At 71.1% G+C, this 16,416-nt stretch carries 15 protein-coding genes; 7 read left to right on the plus strand and 8 right to left on the minus strand.

Translation table 11 applies throughout. The annotated features are described in order from the left end of the window. Nucleotides 1–23: 23 nt before the first annotated feature. From gyrB to ABEA42_RS04005, 3 genes are all read right to left on the minus strand, one after another. Nucleotides 24–2,036, minus strand: coding sequence for a DNA topoisomerase (ATP-hydrolyzing) subunit B (gene gyrB, locus ABEA42_RS03995; protein WP_345501425.1), 2,013 nt, complete (start codon nucleotides 2,034–2,036; stop codon nucleotides 24–26). A gap of 339 nt (nucleotides 2,037–2,375) precedes the next feature. Beyond that, nucleotides 2,376–3,479: an alcohol dehydrogenase catalytic domain-containing protein gene (locus tag ABEA42_RS04000; protein WP_345501340.1), complete on the minus strand. Its 1,104-nt coding sequence runs from the start codon at nucleotides 3,477–3,479 to the stop codon at nucleotides 2,376–2,378. Further along, nucleotides 3,476–3,925, minus strand: a complete 450-nt coding sequence (locus ABEA42_RS04005; protein WP_345501342.1) for an acyl-CoA thioesterase — start codon at nucleotides 3,923–3,925, stop codon at nucleotides 3,476–3,478. The genes ABEA42_RS04000 and ABEA42_RS04005 overlap by 4 nt, the downstream gene beginning before the upstream one ends. Nucleotides 3,926–4,026: 101 nt before the next feature. Here ABEA42_RS04005 and ABEA42_RS04010 point away from each other — a divergent pair, with 101 nt between their 5' ends. After that, on the plus strand, nucleotides 4,027–5,688 hold the full coding sequence (locus ABEA42_RS04010; protein ID WP_345501343.1) for an NUDIX hydrolase: 1,662 nt from the start codon (nucleotides 4,027–4,029) through the stop codon (nucleotides 5,686–5,688). Here the strand turns inward: ABEA42_RS04010 and ABEA42_RS04015 are convergent. The 5 genes from ABEA42_RS04015 to dnaA all read right to left on the minus strand — a co-directional run bounded on the left by ABEA42_RS04015 (nucleotide 5,679) and on the right by dnaA (nucleotide 12,117). Next, on the minus strand, nucleotides 5,679–6,332 hold the full coding sequence (locus tag ABEA42_RS04015) for a DciA family protein (protein ID WP_345501344.1): 654 nt from the start codon (nucleotides 6,330–6,332) through the stop codon (nucleotides 5,679–5,681). The genes ABEA42_RS04010 and ABEA42_RS04015 overlap by 10 nt on opposite strands. Continuing rightward, the gene (recF, locus tag ABEA42_RS04020; protein WP_345501346.1) at nucleotides 6,325–7,524 is read right to left on the minus strand and encodes a DNA replication/repair protein RecF; all 1,200 of its coding nucleotides are present in this window, start codon (nucleotides 7,522–7,524) and stop codon (nucleotides 6,325–6,327) included. The genes ABEA42_RS04015 and recF overlap by 8 nt, the downstream gene beginning before the upstream one ends. Before the next feature lie 58 nt (nucleotides 7,525–7,582). Beyond that, complete coding sequence (gene gnd, locus ABEA42_RS04025; protein ID WP_345501347.1) at nucleotides 7,583–8,647, minus strand: phosphogluconate dehydrogenase (NAD(+)-dependent, decarboxylating); 1,065 nt, start codon at nucleotides 8,645–8,647, stop codon at nucleotides 7,583–7,585. Nucleotides 8,648–8,768: 121 nt separating this feature from the next. Further along, entirely contained in the window at nucleotides 8,769–9,902 is a 1,134-nt protein-coding gene (dnaN, locus tag ABEA42_RS04030) for a DNA polymerase III subunit beta (protein WP_345501348.1), read from the minus strand. Nucleotides 9,903–10,584: 682 nt separating this feature from the next. Next, a complete protein-coding gene (gene dnaA / locus ABEA42_RS04035; RefSeq protein WP_345501349.1) occupies nucleotides 10,585–12,117 on the minus strand; it encodes a chromosomal replication initiator protein DnaA in 1,533 nt (510 codons plus the stop codon). Nucleotides 12,118–12,567: 450 nt separating this feature from the next. On the opposite strand from dnaA, the gene rpmH reads away from it, so the two are divergent. From rpmH to rsmG, 6 genes are all read left to right on the plus strand, one after another. Next, complete coding sequence (gene rpmH, locus ABEA42_RS04040; protein WP_056882794.1) at nucleotides 12,568–12,705, plus strand: 50S ribosomal protein L34; 138 nt, start codon at nucleotides 12,568–12,570, stop codon at nucleotides 12,703–12,705. A gap of 10 nt (nucleotides 12,706–12,715) precedes the next feature. Continuing rightward, on the plus strand, nucleotides 12,716–13,120 hold the full coding sequence (gene rnpA / locus ABEA42_RS04045) for a ribonuclease P protein component (protein WP_345501350.1): 405 nt from the start codon (nucleotides 12,716–12,718) through the stop codon (nucleotides 13,118–13,120). Continuing rightward, nucleotides 13,117–13,446 (plus strand): membrane protein insertion efficiency factor YidD, encoded by a 330-nt coding sequence (yidD, locus tag ABEA42_RS04050; protein WP_345501352.1) that lies wholly within the window; start codon nucleotides 13,117–13,119, stop codon nucleotides 13,444–13,446. Before rnpA ends, yidD begins: the two co-directional genes overlap by 4 nt. Before the next feature lie 96 nt (nucleotides 13,447–13,542). Further along, entirely contained in the window at nucleotides 13,543–14,571 is a 1,029-nt protein-coding gene (gene yidC / locus ABEA42_RS04055) for a membrane protein insertase YidC (RefSeq protein WP_345501354.1), read from the plus strand. Nucleotides 14,572–14,582: 11 nt separating this feature from the next. Next, nucleotides 14,583–15,263 carry a Jag family protein gene (locus tag ABEA42_RS04060; RefSeq protein ID WP_345501356.1) on the plus strand — a complete coding sequence of 227 codons (681 nt, stop codon included), beginning with the start codon at nucleotides 14,583–14,585 and terminating at the stop codon, nucleotides 15,261–15,263. Nucleotides 15,264–15,504: 241 nt separating this feature from the next. Continuing rightward, entirely contained in the window at nucleotides 15,505–16,272 is a 768-nt protein-coding gene (gene rsmG, locus ABEA42_RS04065; RefSeq protein ID WP_345501358.1) for a 16S rRNA (guanine(527)-N(7))-methyltransferase RsmG, read from the plus strand. Nucleotides 16,273–16,416 lie beyond the last annotated feature (144 nt).

Raw genomic sequence — 16,416 nt, forward strand, 5'->3', positions numbered from 1 at the left:
TGAAACGTGGGCCCGCGGCGCGCCTAGATGTCCAGGAACCGGACGTCGCGGGCGTTGCGCTGGATGAAGCCGCGCCGGCTCTCGACGTCCTCGCCCATCAGCACGGCGAAGATCTCGTCGGCCGCGGCGGCGTCGTCGAGCGTCACCTGGAGCAGGACCCGGTGGTCGGGGTCCATCGTGGTCTCCCACAGCTCCTGGTAGTCCATCTCGCCCAGACCCTTGTAGCGCTGGATGCCGGCGTCCTTCGGCAGGCGCCAGCCCTGGGACTGACCGGCCTGGACCATGGCGTCGCGCTCACGGTCGGAGTAGGCGAACTCGTGCGCGTGGTTGCTCCACTTGAGCCGGTAGAGCGGGGGCTGCGCGAGGTAGACGTAGCCCTCCTCGATGAGCGGGCGCATGAACCGGAAGAGCAGCGTCAGCAGCAACGTGCGGATGTGCAGACCGTCGACGTCGGCATCGGCCATGAGCACGATCTTGTGGTAGCGCGCCTTGGACTTGTCGAAGTCCTCGCCGATGCCGGTGCCGAACGCCGAGATGAGCGCCTGCACCTCGTTGTTGGCGAGCACCTTGTCGATGCGCGCCTTCTCGACGTTGAGGATCTTGCCCCGGATCGGCAGGATCGCCTGGTTGTGCGGGTTGCGGCCACGCACGGCCGAGCCGCCGGCCGAGTCACCCTCGACGATGAACACCTCGGAGATCGAGGGGTCCTTGCTCTGGCAGTCGCGCAGCTTGCCGGGCAGGCCGCCGGACTCGAGCAGGCCCTTGCGGCGGGTGGCCTCGCGCGCCTTGCGGGCGGCCATGCGGGCGGCAGCCGCCTGCACGGACTTGCGGACGATGTCGCGGCCCTCGCTGGGGTGGGCCTCCAGCCAGTGCCCGAACTCGTCGGTCATGGCGCGCTGGACGAACCCCTTGACCTCGGAGTTGCCGAGCTTGGTCTTGGTCTGCCCCTCGAACTGCGGCTCGCCGAGCTTGACCGACACCACGGCGGTCAGGCCCTCGCGGATGTCGTCGCCGGTGAGGTTGTCGTCCTTGTCCTTGAGGATGTTCTGCTTGCGCGCGAAGTCGTTGATGAGCTTGGTCATCGCCGCGCGGAAGCCCTCCTCGTGGGTGCCGCCCTCGTGGGTGTTGATGGTGTTGGCGTAGGTGTGCACGGACTCGGAGTACGCGGTCGTCCACTGCATCGCGAGCTCGAGGCTCAGCTGGCGCTCGGTGTCCTCGGACTCGATCGAGATGATCTCGGCGTGGACCGGCTCGGACTTCTTCGAGCTCACCAGGTGGGTGACGTAGTCGACGAGGCCGTTGGCGTAGGTGTAGCTGACCTGGCGCGGCTTCTTCTCGGTGGCGTCGACGGTCTCGGCCGCGTCCGCCTCGGACTCCTCGACCCGCTCGTCCACCAGGTTGATGGTCAGGCCCTTGTTGAGGAACGCCATCTGCTGGAACCGCGCACGGATCGTCTCGAAGTCGTAGTGGGTCGTCTCGAAGATGTCGCCGTCGGCCCAGAACGTGATGGTCGTGCCGGTGCGGTCGGACTCCTCCATCTGCGCCAGGGGAGCGGTCGCGACACCGTGGTCGAACGACATCCGGAACGCGTGGCCCTTCTGCCGCACCTCGGCGTCGAGCCGGGTCGACAGGGCGTTGACCACGGAGGAACCGACGCCGTGGAGCCCACCGGACACCTTGTAACCGCCGCCGCCGAACTTGCCGCCGGCGTGGAGCTGGGTGAGCACGAGCTCGACGGTCGACACGCCGTACGCGTCGTTCATGCCGGTGGGGATGCCGCGGCCGTTGTCCTCGACCCGCACCCCGCCGTCGGCGAGGAGGGTGACGTCGATGGTGTCGGCGTACCCGGCGAGGGCCTCGTCGACGGAGTTGTCGACGATCTCCCAGACCAGGTGGTGCAGGCCCCGCTCGCCGGTCGACCCGATGTACATGCCGGGGCGCTTGCGCACGGCCTCGAGCCCCTCGAGCACGGTGATCGCGCTCGCGTCGTAGTCGACACCCTCGGGGACCCCGGCGAGCTCGGCCTCGGCGCGCAGGCGGGCAGCCTCTGCCTGCTCGGCGGTGAGGTTCTCGGAGGTCTCGGGGATGGGCGTGCTCTCGTGCGGTGTCTGGTCAGACTCGGACACGGTGCTCCTTCTCCGGTGGGGCAGCCGCTCGGGGGTGGCCCCGGCACGTCGCTGCACCCTGCTCATGACACGCGACCAGTCTGGAGACCAGCTGGCCGCGATTTCACCTCACAGTCTACCTGTCGGCGGTGTCGGAGAGGCCTCAGGCGGCCCGTGAGCCGGTATTCGAGCCAAAAAAGCACCCCCAAATGACTCCCGGTACGTCACCCCGCCCCTCAGAGCCGGATTCTCGCGTTTGTCGCCCGGTGGTCACAGCACGACGACCTGGCGGACCGCGCGCCCTGCCGCCAGCTCGTCCATCGCGTGGTTGAGGTCGTCGAGGGCGATGCGCGAGGAGACCAGCGCCTCCACCGGCAACCGTCCCTCCCGCCACCACTGGGCGAGGACGGGTATGTCGCGCGACGGCACCGCCGAGCCGAGGTAGCTGCCGATGACGGTCCGGGCCTCGGCGACGAGCAGCAGCGGCGAGATGCTGGCCCGGGCGTCGGGGTGCGGCAGCCCGACCGTCACCGTGCGCCCTCCCGGGGAGGTGGCCGCGAGCGCGGCCTCGAACGCCCGGGCGCTGCCGGCTGCCTCGACGACGACCTCCGCCCGCAGCCCGCGCCCGGCCAGCTCCGCCGGGTCCAGGGCCTGCGCGGCCCCCAGCTCCAGGGCCAGCTCGCGCTTGGCGGCGACCCCGTCTACCGCGACCACCGGACCGGTGCCCAGCGCGACCGCGGTGAGCAGGGCCGCCATACCGACTCCTCCGAGGCCCACGACCATCACGGACTCTCCCGGCGCAGGGGGAGCCGCGTTGAGCAGGGCCCCGCCACCGGTCAGCACGGCGCAGCCGAGCACCGCCGCGACCTCCGGGGGGACGTCGTCGGGCACCGCGACGACCGATCGGGTGTCGACCACCGCGTGGGTGGCGAAACCCGACACCCCGAGGTGGTGGTGCACCGGGGCGCCGTCGCGGGAGAGTCGACGGCCGCCACCGAGCAGCTCGCCCGCGGCGTTGCTCGCGGAGCCGGGTGCGCACGGCACGCGGCCACCGGTGGCGCAGCCGGCGCACTGGCCGCACCGCGGCAGGAAGGTCATGACGACCCGTTGGCCCACGGTGAGGTCGGTGGTCCCGGCGCCCAGCGCGACCACCCGACCCGCTGCCTCGTGGCCGAGCAGCATCGGGACCGGGCGGGGACGGTTGCCGTCGACGACGGAGAGGTCGGAGTGGCAGACCCCGGCCGCCTCGACGGCGACGACGACCTCACCCGGGCCGGGGTCGGCCAGGTCGAGCCCGCACACGGTGACCGGACGCGTGTCGGCCCAGGGCCCGGGTCGGCCGACCTCCTCGAGAACGGCTCCGGTGATCCTCATCCCCGGTCCTCGACGGCGCGCTCCAGCAGCTCGCGCACGGCGGCCGGGATGGGCACGCTCGACCGGGAGGTGCGGTCGATGTACACGTGGACCCAGTGCCCGAGTGCCGCCACCTCCTCGGCGTCGGCGGCGAACAGGCCCAGCGCATAGGTGATGCTGCTGCGGCCGAGCCGCTCGACCCGGACGCCGACGTCGAGCGCGTGGGGGTACTCCAGCTCACGGAAGAAGCGGCACCCCGACTCGGCCACGACCCCGAGCTCGGGCAGCGCCATGACGTCGACCCCGGCCCCGGTGATCAACCAGCCGTTGATGGCCGAGTCGAACAGCTCGTAGTAGACGGCGTTGTTGAGGTGGCCGTACATGTCGTTGTCGGACCACCGCGTGGTCGCCCGCACGACGTGGTCGAAGTGCCCGCGGGTCAGCGCGCGGTCGCCGTCGGCCGTCATGACCCGATCCTAGGGAACCCCGTCGCGCGGGGCCGCTTCACGGACATCGGGAGGCGATCCCCCTAGGGTCGGCGGCGACGACCCCGACCAGAGAGGCCCCCGTGCCCGACGCCAAGACCTTCACCGACTGGATCTCCGCGGCGGCCAACGTCTTCACGGTCGGGGTGCCCTTCACCGTGCTCCTGCTCTGGATCTCCGGCCGCAACCCGCTGGTGCGGTCGGCGCTGGCACGGGACCGGCGCCGTACGGTCGGGAGGGTCCTCGCTTCCCTCGCCGAAGGGCCGGTCGTCACCGAGCGCGTGCGTGCCAGGCGCGCCTGCGGCGAGAGGGTGCGGGCCGTGCTGGCCGACACCACGTGCCTGACCCCGGCGGAGGAGCTGCGCTGGCTGGACCAGCGCGGCGCGGACTCCGACCACCCCCTGTCCGCGCTGGGAGCGGGTCCGGACCCGGCTGAGTCGCTGCGAGAACTCGCCGACGCCTACCGGCGCCTGGGGGCCCGCCAGCGCGCCCGGGGCCTGCTCGGCGGTGGGTCGGCACCGCTCATCGCCATGCAGGCCGACACCGCCGACGCGGTGGCGACCCATCTGGGGGAGGCTGCCGCCTTCATGCGTGGCGGTGCCCCGACCATGGGTGCGCTGTCGGTCCGCTGCGAGGCCGGAACCTCACGGCTCGAGCTGTCGAACCTCGCCCCAGGGGCAGGTCCCGGCGGCCTGCTCAACGCTCTGTCGGTCTCCCACGTCCGCGAGCGGTGGGTCGTCGCCGGTGGCCTGAGCGAGGCCCTCGCCGAGGAGGACGGGACGCCCACCCGCACCGTGGAGCTCACGCCCTCCCAGCGCCGGGTCCTCGAGGACCGGATGATCGGGAAGGCGTTCGACGGGGTGCTTCCCTCGCTGCGGGCGGTGCGGCTGCAGCGCGACGGCATGAGCGGGTGGCTGCGCCTGCACCTCACCCTCGCGGAGGCGTCGTACAGCGCCGTGGTCGCCACCCAGTACGTCGGCAGCAGGGGACTGGGTACCCCGCGTGCGGAGCTGAGCGCCCAGGCCGCGGTCCTGACGCTGTCCTGCCTGCCGGTCACCTCGGACGGCTACCTCGTGCTGGCCCGTCGCTCCGAGCACGTGCCCTTCCCGCACCGGCTCAACCCCGGCGTCAACGGCAACCTCGAGATGCGGCCCCGCTTCGGCATCGGCCACGACAACGACCCGCTCGGGCTGCCCGACCCGCTGCGCGCCCTGGCCCGGGAGGCCTGCGAGGAGCTGGCGCTCGAGGTCACCCCCTCCGACATCCAGGTCTCGGGCACCTGCCGGTTCGACACCGACGACGAGGTCGGGACGACCGTCCTGCTGAGCAGCTGCCGCACCGGCCTCACCGCCCACGAGGTCGCCGTGCGGGCGGGTCGGGCCGACCCGGCCGAGGGGCTGTGGGAGGTCGACGACACCATCGTCTTCGTGCTGGCCCCACCGACGACCACCAGCACCGAGCTGCACCCGCTGCTGGTGGAGACGCTGCGCTGGACCCTCAACGCCGCCGACCACCAGCCCCACCTGACGAGCTGCCTGCTGGCGCACCACTCGGCCCAGCTGCACGACCACTTCCGTGGGCCCGGGGAGCCGGGTGCTCGGCGGCTCACCGTGGAGGAGGCGAGGCCGCGCGTCGAGGCGTTCCTGCACTCACTGGTCACGAGCGGCCCCGTGCCGCCTCCTGAAGGCACCATCCTGCTGAAGCGCGGTACGGGCGAGGCGGTCGAGGTGTCGGCTCAGCCGTAGGTGTCGCGCGGGCCGGGGCCCTGGCTGCGGCGCGGCCCCTTGGACCACGAGGGGGCGCTCGGGCCCACGATCTTGAGGGCGGCGACGGTCCCCTTGCCCACCTCGTTGTCCAGCCGACCCATGATCGAGGCCTCCAGCAGGCGCAGCTGGGTGGTCCAGGCCGTGGAGTCGGCCCGTACGGTGAGCACGCCGAGTTCGAACGTGACCGGGGTGCAGTGCTGCGCCACCTCATCGCCGACGATCTGGGGCCAGCGGCCCATCACCGACCCGACCGCGACGTCGACCTTCCAGCCGCGGTCGGACAGCAGCCGGTCGAGCTGGTCGCCGAGCAGCAGCGGGTCGCGCCCGTCGCGCCGGACCTTCGACGGCTCGCCCGGCCGGCGGCGACGCATCGGTCTCAACCCCGGACGCAGGCCCTTGTCCCGCGCGGCGGCCCGGGCTCGTTGCAGGGCCGCGGCCGCTGCGTCCTCCGCCGCGGCCGTCAGCTCGTCGGTCGTCAGGTCGGTGGTCGGGTCGTCAGTCTCGGCGTCGGCACCGGCTCCCTCCGCGCCCTCCGCGAGCTGCGCGGCCGGCTCCTCGAGCGCGTCCTCGAACGGACCGTCGCGGCGACCGTCCCCCGGTCCCGGCTCGCGCCCCTCACCCACGCAGGGCCACCTCACCCAGGCTCACGGCGTACGTGCGGCCGGTGAGGGTGCCCGGCACGTCCGCATCGACCGCCGCGGTGATGAGCACCTGCTCGCAGTCGGCCACCATCGCCGCGAGCCGCTCGCGGCGGCCGGAGTCCAGCTCGGCGAACACGTCGTCGAGGATGAGCACGGGGTCGTCGCCGAGGTCGTGGCGCAGGAGCTGGTATGCCGCCAGCTTCAGCCCCAGCGCGAACGACCAGCTCTCGCCGTGGCTCGCGTAGCCCTTCGCCGGCAGGTCCCCGAGCGACAGGACCAGGTCGTCGCGGTGCGGCCCGGCCAGCGACATGCCCCGTTCGACCTCCCGGTCACGCAGCTCGGCCAGGGTCTCGAGGATCTCGGTGCGGAGCTGGTCGATCTCGGGCACCTCACCCGCGGCCAGCTCCGCCGACGCCGCCTCGCGCAGCGAGCTCTTGTAGGACACCCGGGCGTCGGACTGGCCGGCACTCACCTCGTCGTAGGCCTTGGCCAGGTAGGGCCCGAGGTCGCGCAGGAGGCGGAGCCGGGCGTACAGGAGCTGGGACCCCACCGAGGCGAGGTGCTCGTTCCAGATGTCGAGGGTGTGCAGCGCGGAGGCGCGGGCGTCCTCGACCGGCTCGTCCGTGGGGCGGGGTGCGGGGCGGCGCTGCCCGCGCCGGAGCACCGGCGCCGCCGACTTGAGCAGGGCGTTGCGCTGCTTGAGGACCTTGTCGTAGTCACTGCGCACGCTGGCCCACCGCGGCTGCCGGGACACCAGCAGGTCGTCGAGGAACTTGCGGCGCTCTGACGGGTCGCCCTTGACCAGGGCGAGGTCCTCAGGAGCGAACAGGACGGTGCGCAGGGTGCCCAGCACGTCCCGCGGCCGCCCTGCCGGAGCCCGGCCGAGCCGCGCCCGGTTGGCCCGGCCCGGGTTGATCTCGAGCTCGACCAGGGTCTCGCGCCCGTCCCGCACCACCGCGCCGCGGATCACCGCCTGCTCGGCACCGAACCGCACGAGCGGCTGGTCGGTGGCGACCCGGTGGCTCGACAGCGTGGCGAGGTAGCCGATCGCCTCGACCAGGTTGGTCTTGCCCTGGCCGTTGAGCCCGACCAGCGTGGTCACCCCCGGCTCGAGCGGCAGCTCGGCCGTGGGGTAGCTGCGGAAGTCGGAGACGGTCAGGTGGCGGACGTGCACGGTTGACCGATCACGGACTCGAGGGCGGGCGCTGGCTCGACGGCAGGACGCCGAGGAGTCAGCGCGCCTTCTTGGCGCCGCGCGTGGAGCCGGTGCCCGAGGACGGTCCGGCCGCTGCGGCCTTGCGTCCCTTGGCGGTGGCCTTGGCGGCGCTCCTGGTGGGCTTCTCCTTCGGCGCGACCTGCGCGGCCACGGCCTTCTCGTGCTTGGGGGCACCCTCGGCCCGGAGCTTCTCGCCCTCGGCGACCGACATCACCTGGTGGCCACCGAACCCGCCACGCAGCGCGGCGACGGCCTGCATCGTGGGGGACTCCTGCTGGCGCGAGGCGAACCGAGAGAACAGCGACGCCGAGATGACCGGCATGGGCACCGAGTTGGCGATCGCCTCCTCGACGGTCCACCGGCCCTCGCCCGAGTCGACCGTGTAGCCGGACACGTCCTCGAGGTGGGGGTTCTTCTCGAGCGCGTCGACGAGCAGGTCGAGCAGCCAGGACCGGACGACGGTGCCGCGGGTCCAGGCCTTGAAGGCACCCGGTACGTCGGTGACGATGTCCTTGGCCTCGAGCAGCTCGTACCCCTCGGCGTACGCGGCCATCAGGCCGTACTCGATGCCGTTGTGCACCATCTTCGTGTAGTGGCCGGCACCCACCTTGCCGGCGTGGACGAAGCCCTCCTCGCGGGGGCCCTCCGGGCGCAGGGCGTCGAAGATCGGCATCGCCTTCTTCACGTTGGCCGCCGAACCGCCGACCATGAGGCCGTAGCCGTTCTCCAGGCCCCAGATGCCGCCGCTGACGCCGCAGTCGAGGTAGCCGATGCCCTTGGTCTTGAGCAGGGCCTCGTTCTCGAAGTCGTCGGTGAACCGGCTGTTGCCGCCGTCGATGACCAGGTCGCCCTTGTCGAGCAGGCCGGCGAGCTTGGCCACGGTGGCCCGCGTCGGCTCACCCGAGGGGACCATGACCCAGACGGTGCGCGGCGCGTCGAGCTTCTTGACCAGCGCGGCCAGCGTCTTGACGTCGGAGACGGCAGGGTTGTTGTCGAAGCCCACCACCTCGTGGCCCGCGCGGCGGATGCGCTCGCGCATGTTGCCGCCCATCTTGCCGAGGCCGATCAGACCGAGCTGCATGTGACGACGCCTTTCGTGTGGGGGATGCGCGGGGTGTTCCCGGGACGTCCGCACGTGGGGCCGGACCGGGCGAGACGGCATACCGCGCCGTGCGCGTAGGTCAGGCTACGCCCGGGGGTGGTCAGCTCGCGAAGCGGACGGGCATGAGCACGTAGCGGTAGGACGTGTCGGCCTCGCCGTCCTGCTCGGCCTGGCCGGAGAGCACCGCCGGCCGCGAGGGCTGGGTGAACGACAGCCGCGAGTAGTCCGTGCCGACGGCACCGAGGCCGTCGAGGAGGAACTGGGGGTTGAACGCGATCTCGATCTCGGGCCCGGACAGGGTCGACTCGACGGCCTCCGAGGCCTGGGCGTCGTCCCCGGTGCCGGCCTCGATGGCGACCTGGCCGTCGGTGAACCGCAGCCGGACGGGGGTGTTGCGCTCGGCCACCAGTGCCACGCGCTTGACCGCCTCGACGAGCTCGGAGGTCTTGATGACCGCCTCGGTGTCGACGCTGGTGGGGAAGATCGAGGTGACCTTGGGGTACTCGCCGTCGAGCAGGCGGCTGGTCGTGCGGCGCTGGCCCGCCTCGAAGCCGACGAGCCCGTCACCGCCGGCCGAGGAGCCGAGCGCGACCTCGATGGACCCGGAGGCGCCGAGCGCCTTGGCCGTCTCCGACAGCGTGCGGGCCGGCACCAGGGCCAGGTGGGAGGCGTCGGTGGCGTTGGGGTTCCAGGTCAGCTCACGCATCGCGAGGCGGTAGCGGTCGGTGGCCAGGAGCGTCATCTTCTCGCCGTCGATCTCCACGCGGACCCCGGTGAGGATCGGCAGCGTGTCGCCGCGGTCGGCCGCGATCGACACCTGCGCGACAGCCTGGGTGAAGAGCCCGCCGTCGACGTGGCCGCTCGCGGTGGGCGAGATGGGCAGGGTGGGGTAGTCGTCGGCCGGCATCTGCATGAGGCTGAACCGGGACGAGCCGCAGGTGACCGCGACCTTGTTGCCGTCGGTGGCGACGTCCACCGGCTTGGAGGGCAGGTTGCGCGAGATGTCGGCGAGCAGTCGTCCGAGCACGAGGACCGTCCCGGCCTCGGCGACGTCGGCGGCGACGGTGATCTTCGCGGAGACCTCGTAGTCGAACGCCGACAGGGTGAGGGTCCCCTCCTCTTCGGCGACGATGAGCACACCGGCCAGCACGGGGACCGGGGGACGTGCCGGCAGCCCACGGGCCACCCAGGTCACGGCGTCGGCGAGCACCTCACGTTCGACCCGGAACTTCACCGTCGTACCTGCCCTTCGCGCGGCCGCGCCGCGTACTCAAACCCCAAGAATGTGATTGCGCACTGACCCTAGTGCCCGGTGTGGGTGCGGCCAACCCGGATCGTGGGATTCGAGGGGCTCCGTCCCGTCCTCGTCTCCAGTCCTCATTTCTCGTCCTCAAGTCTCCGGGGGTCGTCAGGGTTGGTCCTCGGGGCTGGATCCATGAGTTGAGAGGGGTAGTCATCGTTGTAGGGGGTGTGGATCCTGTGGACCACGGGCATCGGTGCAGGTCAGCGGGCGCGGACGGCTGTGCACGACCCGGGGACGAGCCGTGGGGCACGCGGCGTCGGGCTGTGGACGCGGCATCGGCGCCCACAGGCGTTCCACACGACACGCCCGTCTCGTCCCCACCCTGCCGGGGTGTCGTGCACGGGTTGTCCACAGGTTGTCCACGGGTGTGCAGGAAGATCATCCGTTCGACGGATGGCGGTGGACGGTGCCCACATACCCACAGAGTTGTCCACAGGTGTGGACCACGGGGGGTGTGCGCTGTTTTGCCCTGATTCCGTCCGGTCCCGTGCTCAGCGGAGCACGTGGTCGTGCTCGCTCGCCACGAAGCCGCCGGGCGTCGCGCTGGGTAACGGAGCGGTGAACACGCACGCACACCTGTGGACTGTCCTGTGGACAACCCAGGCGGCGAGCGTCAGCGGGACTGCTGCTTGATGCGGTTGGTGAGCTCGGTGACCTGGTTGTAGATCGCCCGCCGCTCGGCCATCAGCTGCCGGATCTTCTTGTCCGCGTGCATGACGGTGGTGTGGTCGCGGCCGCCGAACTGCTGCCCGATCTTCGGCAGGGACAGGTCGGTGAGCTCGCGGCACAGGTACATCGCGATCTGGCGGGCCGTCACGAGCACCCGGGAGCGGGACGTGCCGCACAGGTCCTCGATCGTGAGCCCGAAGTAGGCCGCGGTCTGCGCCATGATCGTCGCGCTGGTGATCTGGGAGCCCTGCTCGTTGGGGATGAGGTCCTTGAGCACGATCTCGGCCAGGCCCATGTCGACGCTCTGCCGGTTGAGGCTGGCGAACGCGGTGACGCGGATGAGCGCGCCCTCGAGCTCGCGGATGTTCGTCGAGATCCGGCTGGCGATGAACTCGAGCACCTCGTCGGGGGCGCTCATCCGCTCCTGGATGGCCTTCTTGCGAAGGATCGCGATGCGGGTCTCGAGGTCGGGGGGCTGGACGTCGGTGAGCAGGCCCCACTCGAACCGGCTGCGCATCCGCTCCTCGAACCCCGACAACAGCTTGGGGGGGAGGTCACTGGTGATGACGACCTGCTTGTTGGCGTTGTGCAGGGTGTTGAACGTGTGGAAGAACTCCTCCTGCGTCTGCACCTTGCCCTGCAGGAACTGGATGTCGTCGATGAGCAGCACGTCGACGTCGCGGTAGCGGCGCTGGAAGTTGCTCGCCTTGTCGTCGCGGATGCTGTTGATGAAGTCGTTGGTGAACTCCTCGGAGTTCACGTAGCGCACCTTGACGTGCGGGTACAGGTTGCGGGCGTAGTGCCCGATCGCGTGCAGCAGGTGGGTCTTGCCCAGCCCGGACTCGCCGTAGACGAACAGCGGGTTGTACGCCTTGGCCGGCGCCTCGGCGACCGCGACCGCGGCCGCGTGGGCGAACCGGTTGCTCGCACCGATGACGAAGGTGTCGAAGGTGTACTTGGGGTTCAGCCTCGTCGCCGACTCGTCGGTGATGCTGGGCACCTCGTCGCGCGGGCGGCGCTGCGGGGGTGCCGGCGGCTGGTCCTGGCTCGACCGGTCCAGCGAGGGGGTGCCGCCGTGGTGGCCGGCCATGTGGTCCACCTGCCCGGACCCGCCGCGGTCGGTCGAGAACGCGGTGTCGTCGAAGGCATGGCCCCCCGTGCCCCGGTGCTCCTCGACCAAGCCGACGGTGTCCTCGACGTAGTGGTCCTCGTCGAGGGAGGGGTCCACCGAGACGGCGAGGTTGACGGGGGCGCCGAGCTGGCTCGAGAGGGCCCTGGTCACGGCATCGCGCACGCGCTGCTCGACGACGTCCTTGGTGTAGTCGTTGGGCACCTTCACCAGGGCGGTGCCGTCCAGCAGTCCGGACAGACGGGCCAGGGCGAGGAAGGCGCGCTCACGCGCGGGGAGCCCGTCGGCGTCGAGGGTGGCGATGGTGTTCTGCCAGATCTGAGCAAAGTCCAGATCGGCGTCACTCACTGGTCCACATCCCTTTCGACGGTGTCCGCGGTCGCTGCCCTGTCGCAGGGTCATGGTGCCTTGTCCACACTCTTATCCACAACCTGTGGGTATGGGGATGGGACGAGGGTGGACGCTAACAAGGCCGGAGGCCGCGGAGCAAGCCAAACCCCGAAAATTGGGGATCTGCGAGTCAAAATTTTCCGATCCCGCGGCGTGTCCGCGGTGCGGGTGCTCGAAACCGATGCTAGAGGAGGTCCTCTCCGGGTGGCGAGCAGGGCGCCGGGCGCTGGTTTGACCCTGTGGACAGCGCTCGCGTACCGTGGAGCAGGCCTGTCGGCCGTTTTCGCATGCCCGTGACTGCCCCGATCCCACCCCGGTGGCGTCAGGTCGCGGGTTTCCGATTGCGGCTGGTGGACCGCAGACCAGCACTCAGCAGGCGCCGCGCCTGACCAGTAACGGAGATCCCTCGTGAGCAAGCGTACTTTCCAGCCGAACAACCGTCGTCGGGCCAAGACCCACGGCTTCCGCCTGCGTATGCGGACCCGTGCGGGTCGCGCCATCCTGTCGGCCCGTCGCGCCAAGGGCCGCTCCGAGCTCTCCGCCTGAGGCGACCCCTGTGCTGCCCGCGGGGCACCGGCTCCGTGCGAGCTCGGACTTCGCGGCGGTTCTGAGGGGACCCAGGGGAGCCCGAGCAGGCTCCACGCTCATCGTGGTCCACGCTGGCCAGACCGACGCGCGCGCGGGACTCCCGCCGCGGGTCGGTTTTGTCGTATCCAAGAGCGTCGGTAACGCGGTGGTGCGCAACCGCACCAAGCGCAGGCTCCGCGCCCTCGCCGCTGCGAGGATCGGGCAGGTGCCGGCCGGGGTGGACGTCGTGGTCCGCGCCAACCCGGCCGCGGCGCACGCCACCTCTGCCCAGCTGGGTTCCGAGCTGGACCGGCTCCTGCCGCGGGTCACCGCCAAGGTGGCCGCCCACGCTGCCACCGCCCACGCCGCCTCCGGCGTGGCGGCACCGTCGTGACCACCGTCGGCCGGGTGGTGACCGCCCCGGTCATCGGTGCGATCGTCCTCTACCAGCGGTTCGTCTCACCCCTGCGGCCACCGACCTGCCGTTACTACCCGTCGTGCTCGGCGTACGCCGTGACCGCCCTGCGCCGTTTCGGCCCCGTGAAGGGAACCTGGCTCGCGCTGAAGCGGTTGGGCAGGTGTCACCCCTGGACTCCGGGTGGCGTGGACCACGTCCCGGAGCTCTCCCCGGAGCACACCGAGCACACCGCGGTGCGCGCCGACCCGGTGACCGTGCCCCCAGACCCTGCACCACCCGCCCCGGCCGCCCACCAGCGCTAGGGCCCACTCCCTGCCGGCAGGGCGGACTACGCACCGTGCTGCCGGAACCATCGGCGAGGCGTCACCCCGACGTCGCGCCACCAGATTGAGGACACCATGAGCTTCAACAGCCTGATCTACCCGTTCGAATGGATCGTGTCGTGGATCCTGTGGGGTTGGCACTCCGTGTTCACCGCGATCGGGATCCCCGGGGCTTCGGGTGCCGCGTGGGTGCTGTCCATCATCGGCCTCGTGGTCGTCATGCGCGCGGCGATGATCCCGCTGTTCGTCAAGCAGATCCACGCCTCGCGGCGCATGCAGCTCATCCAGCCCGAGATGCAGAAGATCCAGGCGAAGTACAAGGGCAAGACCGACCCGGACTCCCGTCAGGCCATGACGCAGGAGACGATGGACCTGTACAAGCGGACGGGGACCAACCCGTTCAGCTCGTGCCTGCCGATCCTGCTGCAGTCGCCGTTCTTCTTCGGCCTGTTCCGGGTGCTCAACGGCCTGCAGAAGATCGCCTCGGGCGAGAACCCGCAGATCGGGCCGATCACGCGGACCCTGGCCGGTCAGGCTGAGCAGTCCACGCTCTTCGGCGCGCAGCTCTCCGACAAGTTCATCGGGGCCGACACCCTCACGACCAAGATCGTGACGATCGTGCTCATCGTCCTGATGTCCGCCAGCACCTTCACCACCCAGCGCCAGCTGATGATGAAGAACATGCCGGCCTCCGCGCTGGACAACCCCTTCGCCAAGCAGCAGAAGATGCTGCTCTACCTGATGCCCTTGTTCTTCGCCATCTCCGGTGTGAACTTCCCCATCGGCGTCCTGCTCTACTGGCTCACCACCAACGTGTGGTCCATGTGCCAGCAGTTCTACGTGATCCGCCGCATGCCCGCCCCGGGGTCACCCGCGGAGAAGGCCATGCAGGCGCGCAGGGCCAAGCGGGGCAAGCCCGTGGAGGAGTTCACGGTCAAGGGACTGGACAAGAGCGACAAGTCGGACGGTGCCGAGGCGCCGAAGCCCAGCGGCCAGCGTCAGCAGCCCAGCCGCAACAAGAAGAAGAAGAGTGGCGGCGCCAAGCCGCGGGCAGCCACGCCCGGCGCCGCCGCCACCGAGACCACGTCCAAGACCGACAACTGAGAGCCATGACCATGACTGAGCAGCACGACAGCGCCGTCGACGGCGACCAGGCCCTCGAGGCCGCGGTGGCCACCAGCGAGCCCGCCGCAGCAGAGGGCACCGCGTCCACCGGTACCGAGCCCTCCTCCCAGGCCACCCACGCGGACGTCCGCGAGGCGGAGTCCGGCGAGGCGGAGTCCGCCGACGCGCACGGCGAGGGCGCCAGCCGTCGCCGCCCGGCCAAGACCGCTGACCTCGAGCGCGAGGGCGAGGTGGCCGCCGACTTCCTCGAGACCCTGCTCGACATCGCCGACCTCGACGGCGACATCGACGTGGACGTGGACGGGGACCGTGCAGCGGTGTCGATCGTCGACTCCGAGGAGGGCCGGGTACCCCGTCGCCTCGTCGGCCCCGACGGCAAGGTGCTCGACGCGCTGCAGGAGCTCACGCGGCTCGCGGTGCAGTCGGCGACGGGAGAGCGGTCGCGCCTCATGCTCGACGTCGCCGGCCATCGTGCCGAACGCCGCGCTGCACTGGTCACCATCGCCCAGAAGGCCATCGCTGACGTGCGGGCCACCGGCGAGAAGGCCTCGTTGGAGCCGATGACGGCGTTCGAGCGCAAGGTCGTGCACGACGAGGTGCTCGCGGCCGGGCTCAGCTCCGAGTCCGACGGCGTCGAGCCGCGCCGCTTCGTCGTGGTGCTGCCCGGCTGACCTGTTTCACGTGAAACGGCGCCACACGGCGCCTGCCCGAGAGGCGCAGGACCACTGGTCCTGCGCCTCTCGTGTCTCCACGACGCCTGAGCTTGGACCGACGTGGCGGAACCTCGCTGGAGCAGCTCGGCTCGGCGCGTGCCTGGCACGGGCCCTGGACCGGACCTCGGGTGGGAGGCCCTAGGCTGTCGCCGCAACGCCAGCACGGACCGCGTGACGGCGATCGACCACCGAGGTGACCATGACCCTCCCCGCCGACAGCCCCGACGCCGAGTCCACTGCGGAGTCCCCTGCCGAGTCCTCTGCCGCGTCCTCCGCCCCAGAGGCGCCGCTTGTCGCGCCCGCGGCGCCGCCGGCGGCGACGACCGTGTTCGGCGACAGGCTCGTCGTCGCGGAGCAGTTCGCGAGCGTCCTGGCAGACACCGGCGTCTCCCACGGGCTCATCGGACCCCGTGAGGTGCCGATCCTCTGGGAACGCCACATCCTCAACTGCGCGATCGCCGAGGACTCCTTCCCCCACGGCGTCGCGGTCGTCGACGTCGGCTCGGGAGCCGGCCTGCCCGGCCTGGCGCTCGCGATCGCGCGTCCGGACCTGCACCTGCACCTGGTCGAGCCCATGCTCCGGCGCACCACGTGGCTCAGCGACACCATCGCCGAGCTCGGGCTCGACAACTGCACGGTGCACCGCGGCCGGGCCGAGGAGTTCGACGGTGTCCTGCAGGTTCCGTGGGCCACGGCGCGCGCGGTCGCCCGGGTCGACAAGCTCGCGCGCTGGACCTTCCCGTTGCTGGAGGACGGCGGCACGCTGGTAGCGCTCAAGGGCAGCAGTGCCCAGGACGAGCTCGACGCCGCCACCCCCGTGCTGCGGCGTCTCGGCATGAGCGGTGCGGTGGTGCGCACGCACGGAGTCGACCTCCTGGAGGTGCCCACGACCACGCTCGAGCTCACGGTCGGCAGCCGCAGTGGCCTGCGCAGCCGCCCCGCAAAGGGGTCCCGGGCTCGCCGCTGACCAGCCACGACCCAGATCGAGCGCTCAGGTCTCGGCGCGCTCACCGGTTTGTTCCGGATGGTCCGCGTAGGGTTGGATGATGCCCATGGCCAACGAGGTGACCGCGTGACTTCAACCCCGCTGGAGCTCGAATCCGGGCTGGGG

The sequence above is a fragment of the Pedococcus ginsenosidimutans genome (assembly GCF_039544395.1).
GTDB classification, from domain to species: Bacteria; Actinomycetota; Actinomycetes; order Actinomycetales; family Dermatophilaceae; genus Pedococcus; species Pedococcus ginsenosidimutans.

Excerpts from the sequence above, each read along its gene's own strand:
- ABEA42_RS04060 (WP_345501356.1), top strand. The coding sequence starts at position 14,583 with ATGACTGAGCAGCACGACAGCGCCGTCGACGGCGACCAGGCCCTCGAG.
- ABEA42_RS04005 (WP_345501342.1), bottom strand. The coding sequence starts at position 3,925 with ATGACGGCCGACGGCGACCGCGCGCTGACCCGCGGGCACTTCGACCAC.
- rsmG (WP_345501358.1), top strand. The coding sequence starts at position 15,505 with ATGACCCTCCCCGCCGACAGCCCCGACGCCGAGTCCACTGCGGAGTCC.
- ABEA42_RS04000 (WP_345501340.1), bottom strand. The coding sequence starts at position 3,479 with ATGAGGATCACCGGAGCCGTTCTCGAGGAGGTCGGCCGACCCGGGCCC.
- gnd (WP_345501347.1), bottom strand. The coding sequence starts at position 8,647 with ATGCAGCTCGGTCTGATCGGCCTCGGCAAGATGGGCGGCAACATGCGC.
- yidC (WP_345501354.1), top strand. The coding sequence starts at position 13,543 with ATGAGCTTCAACAGCCTGATCTACCCGTTCGAATGGATCGTGTCGTGG.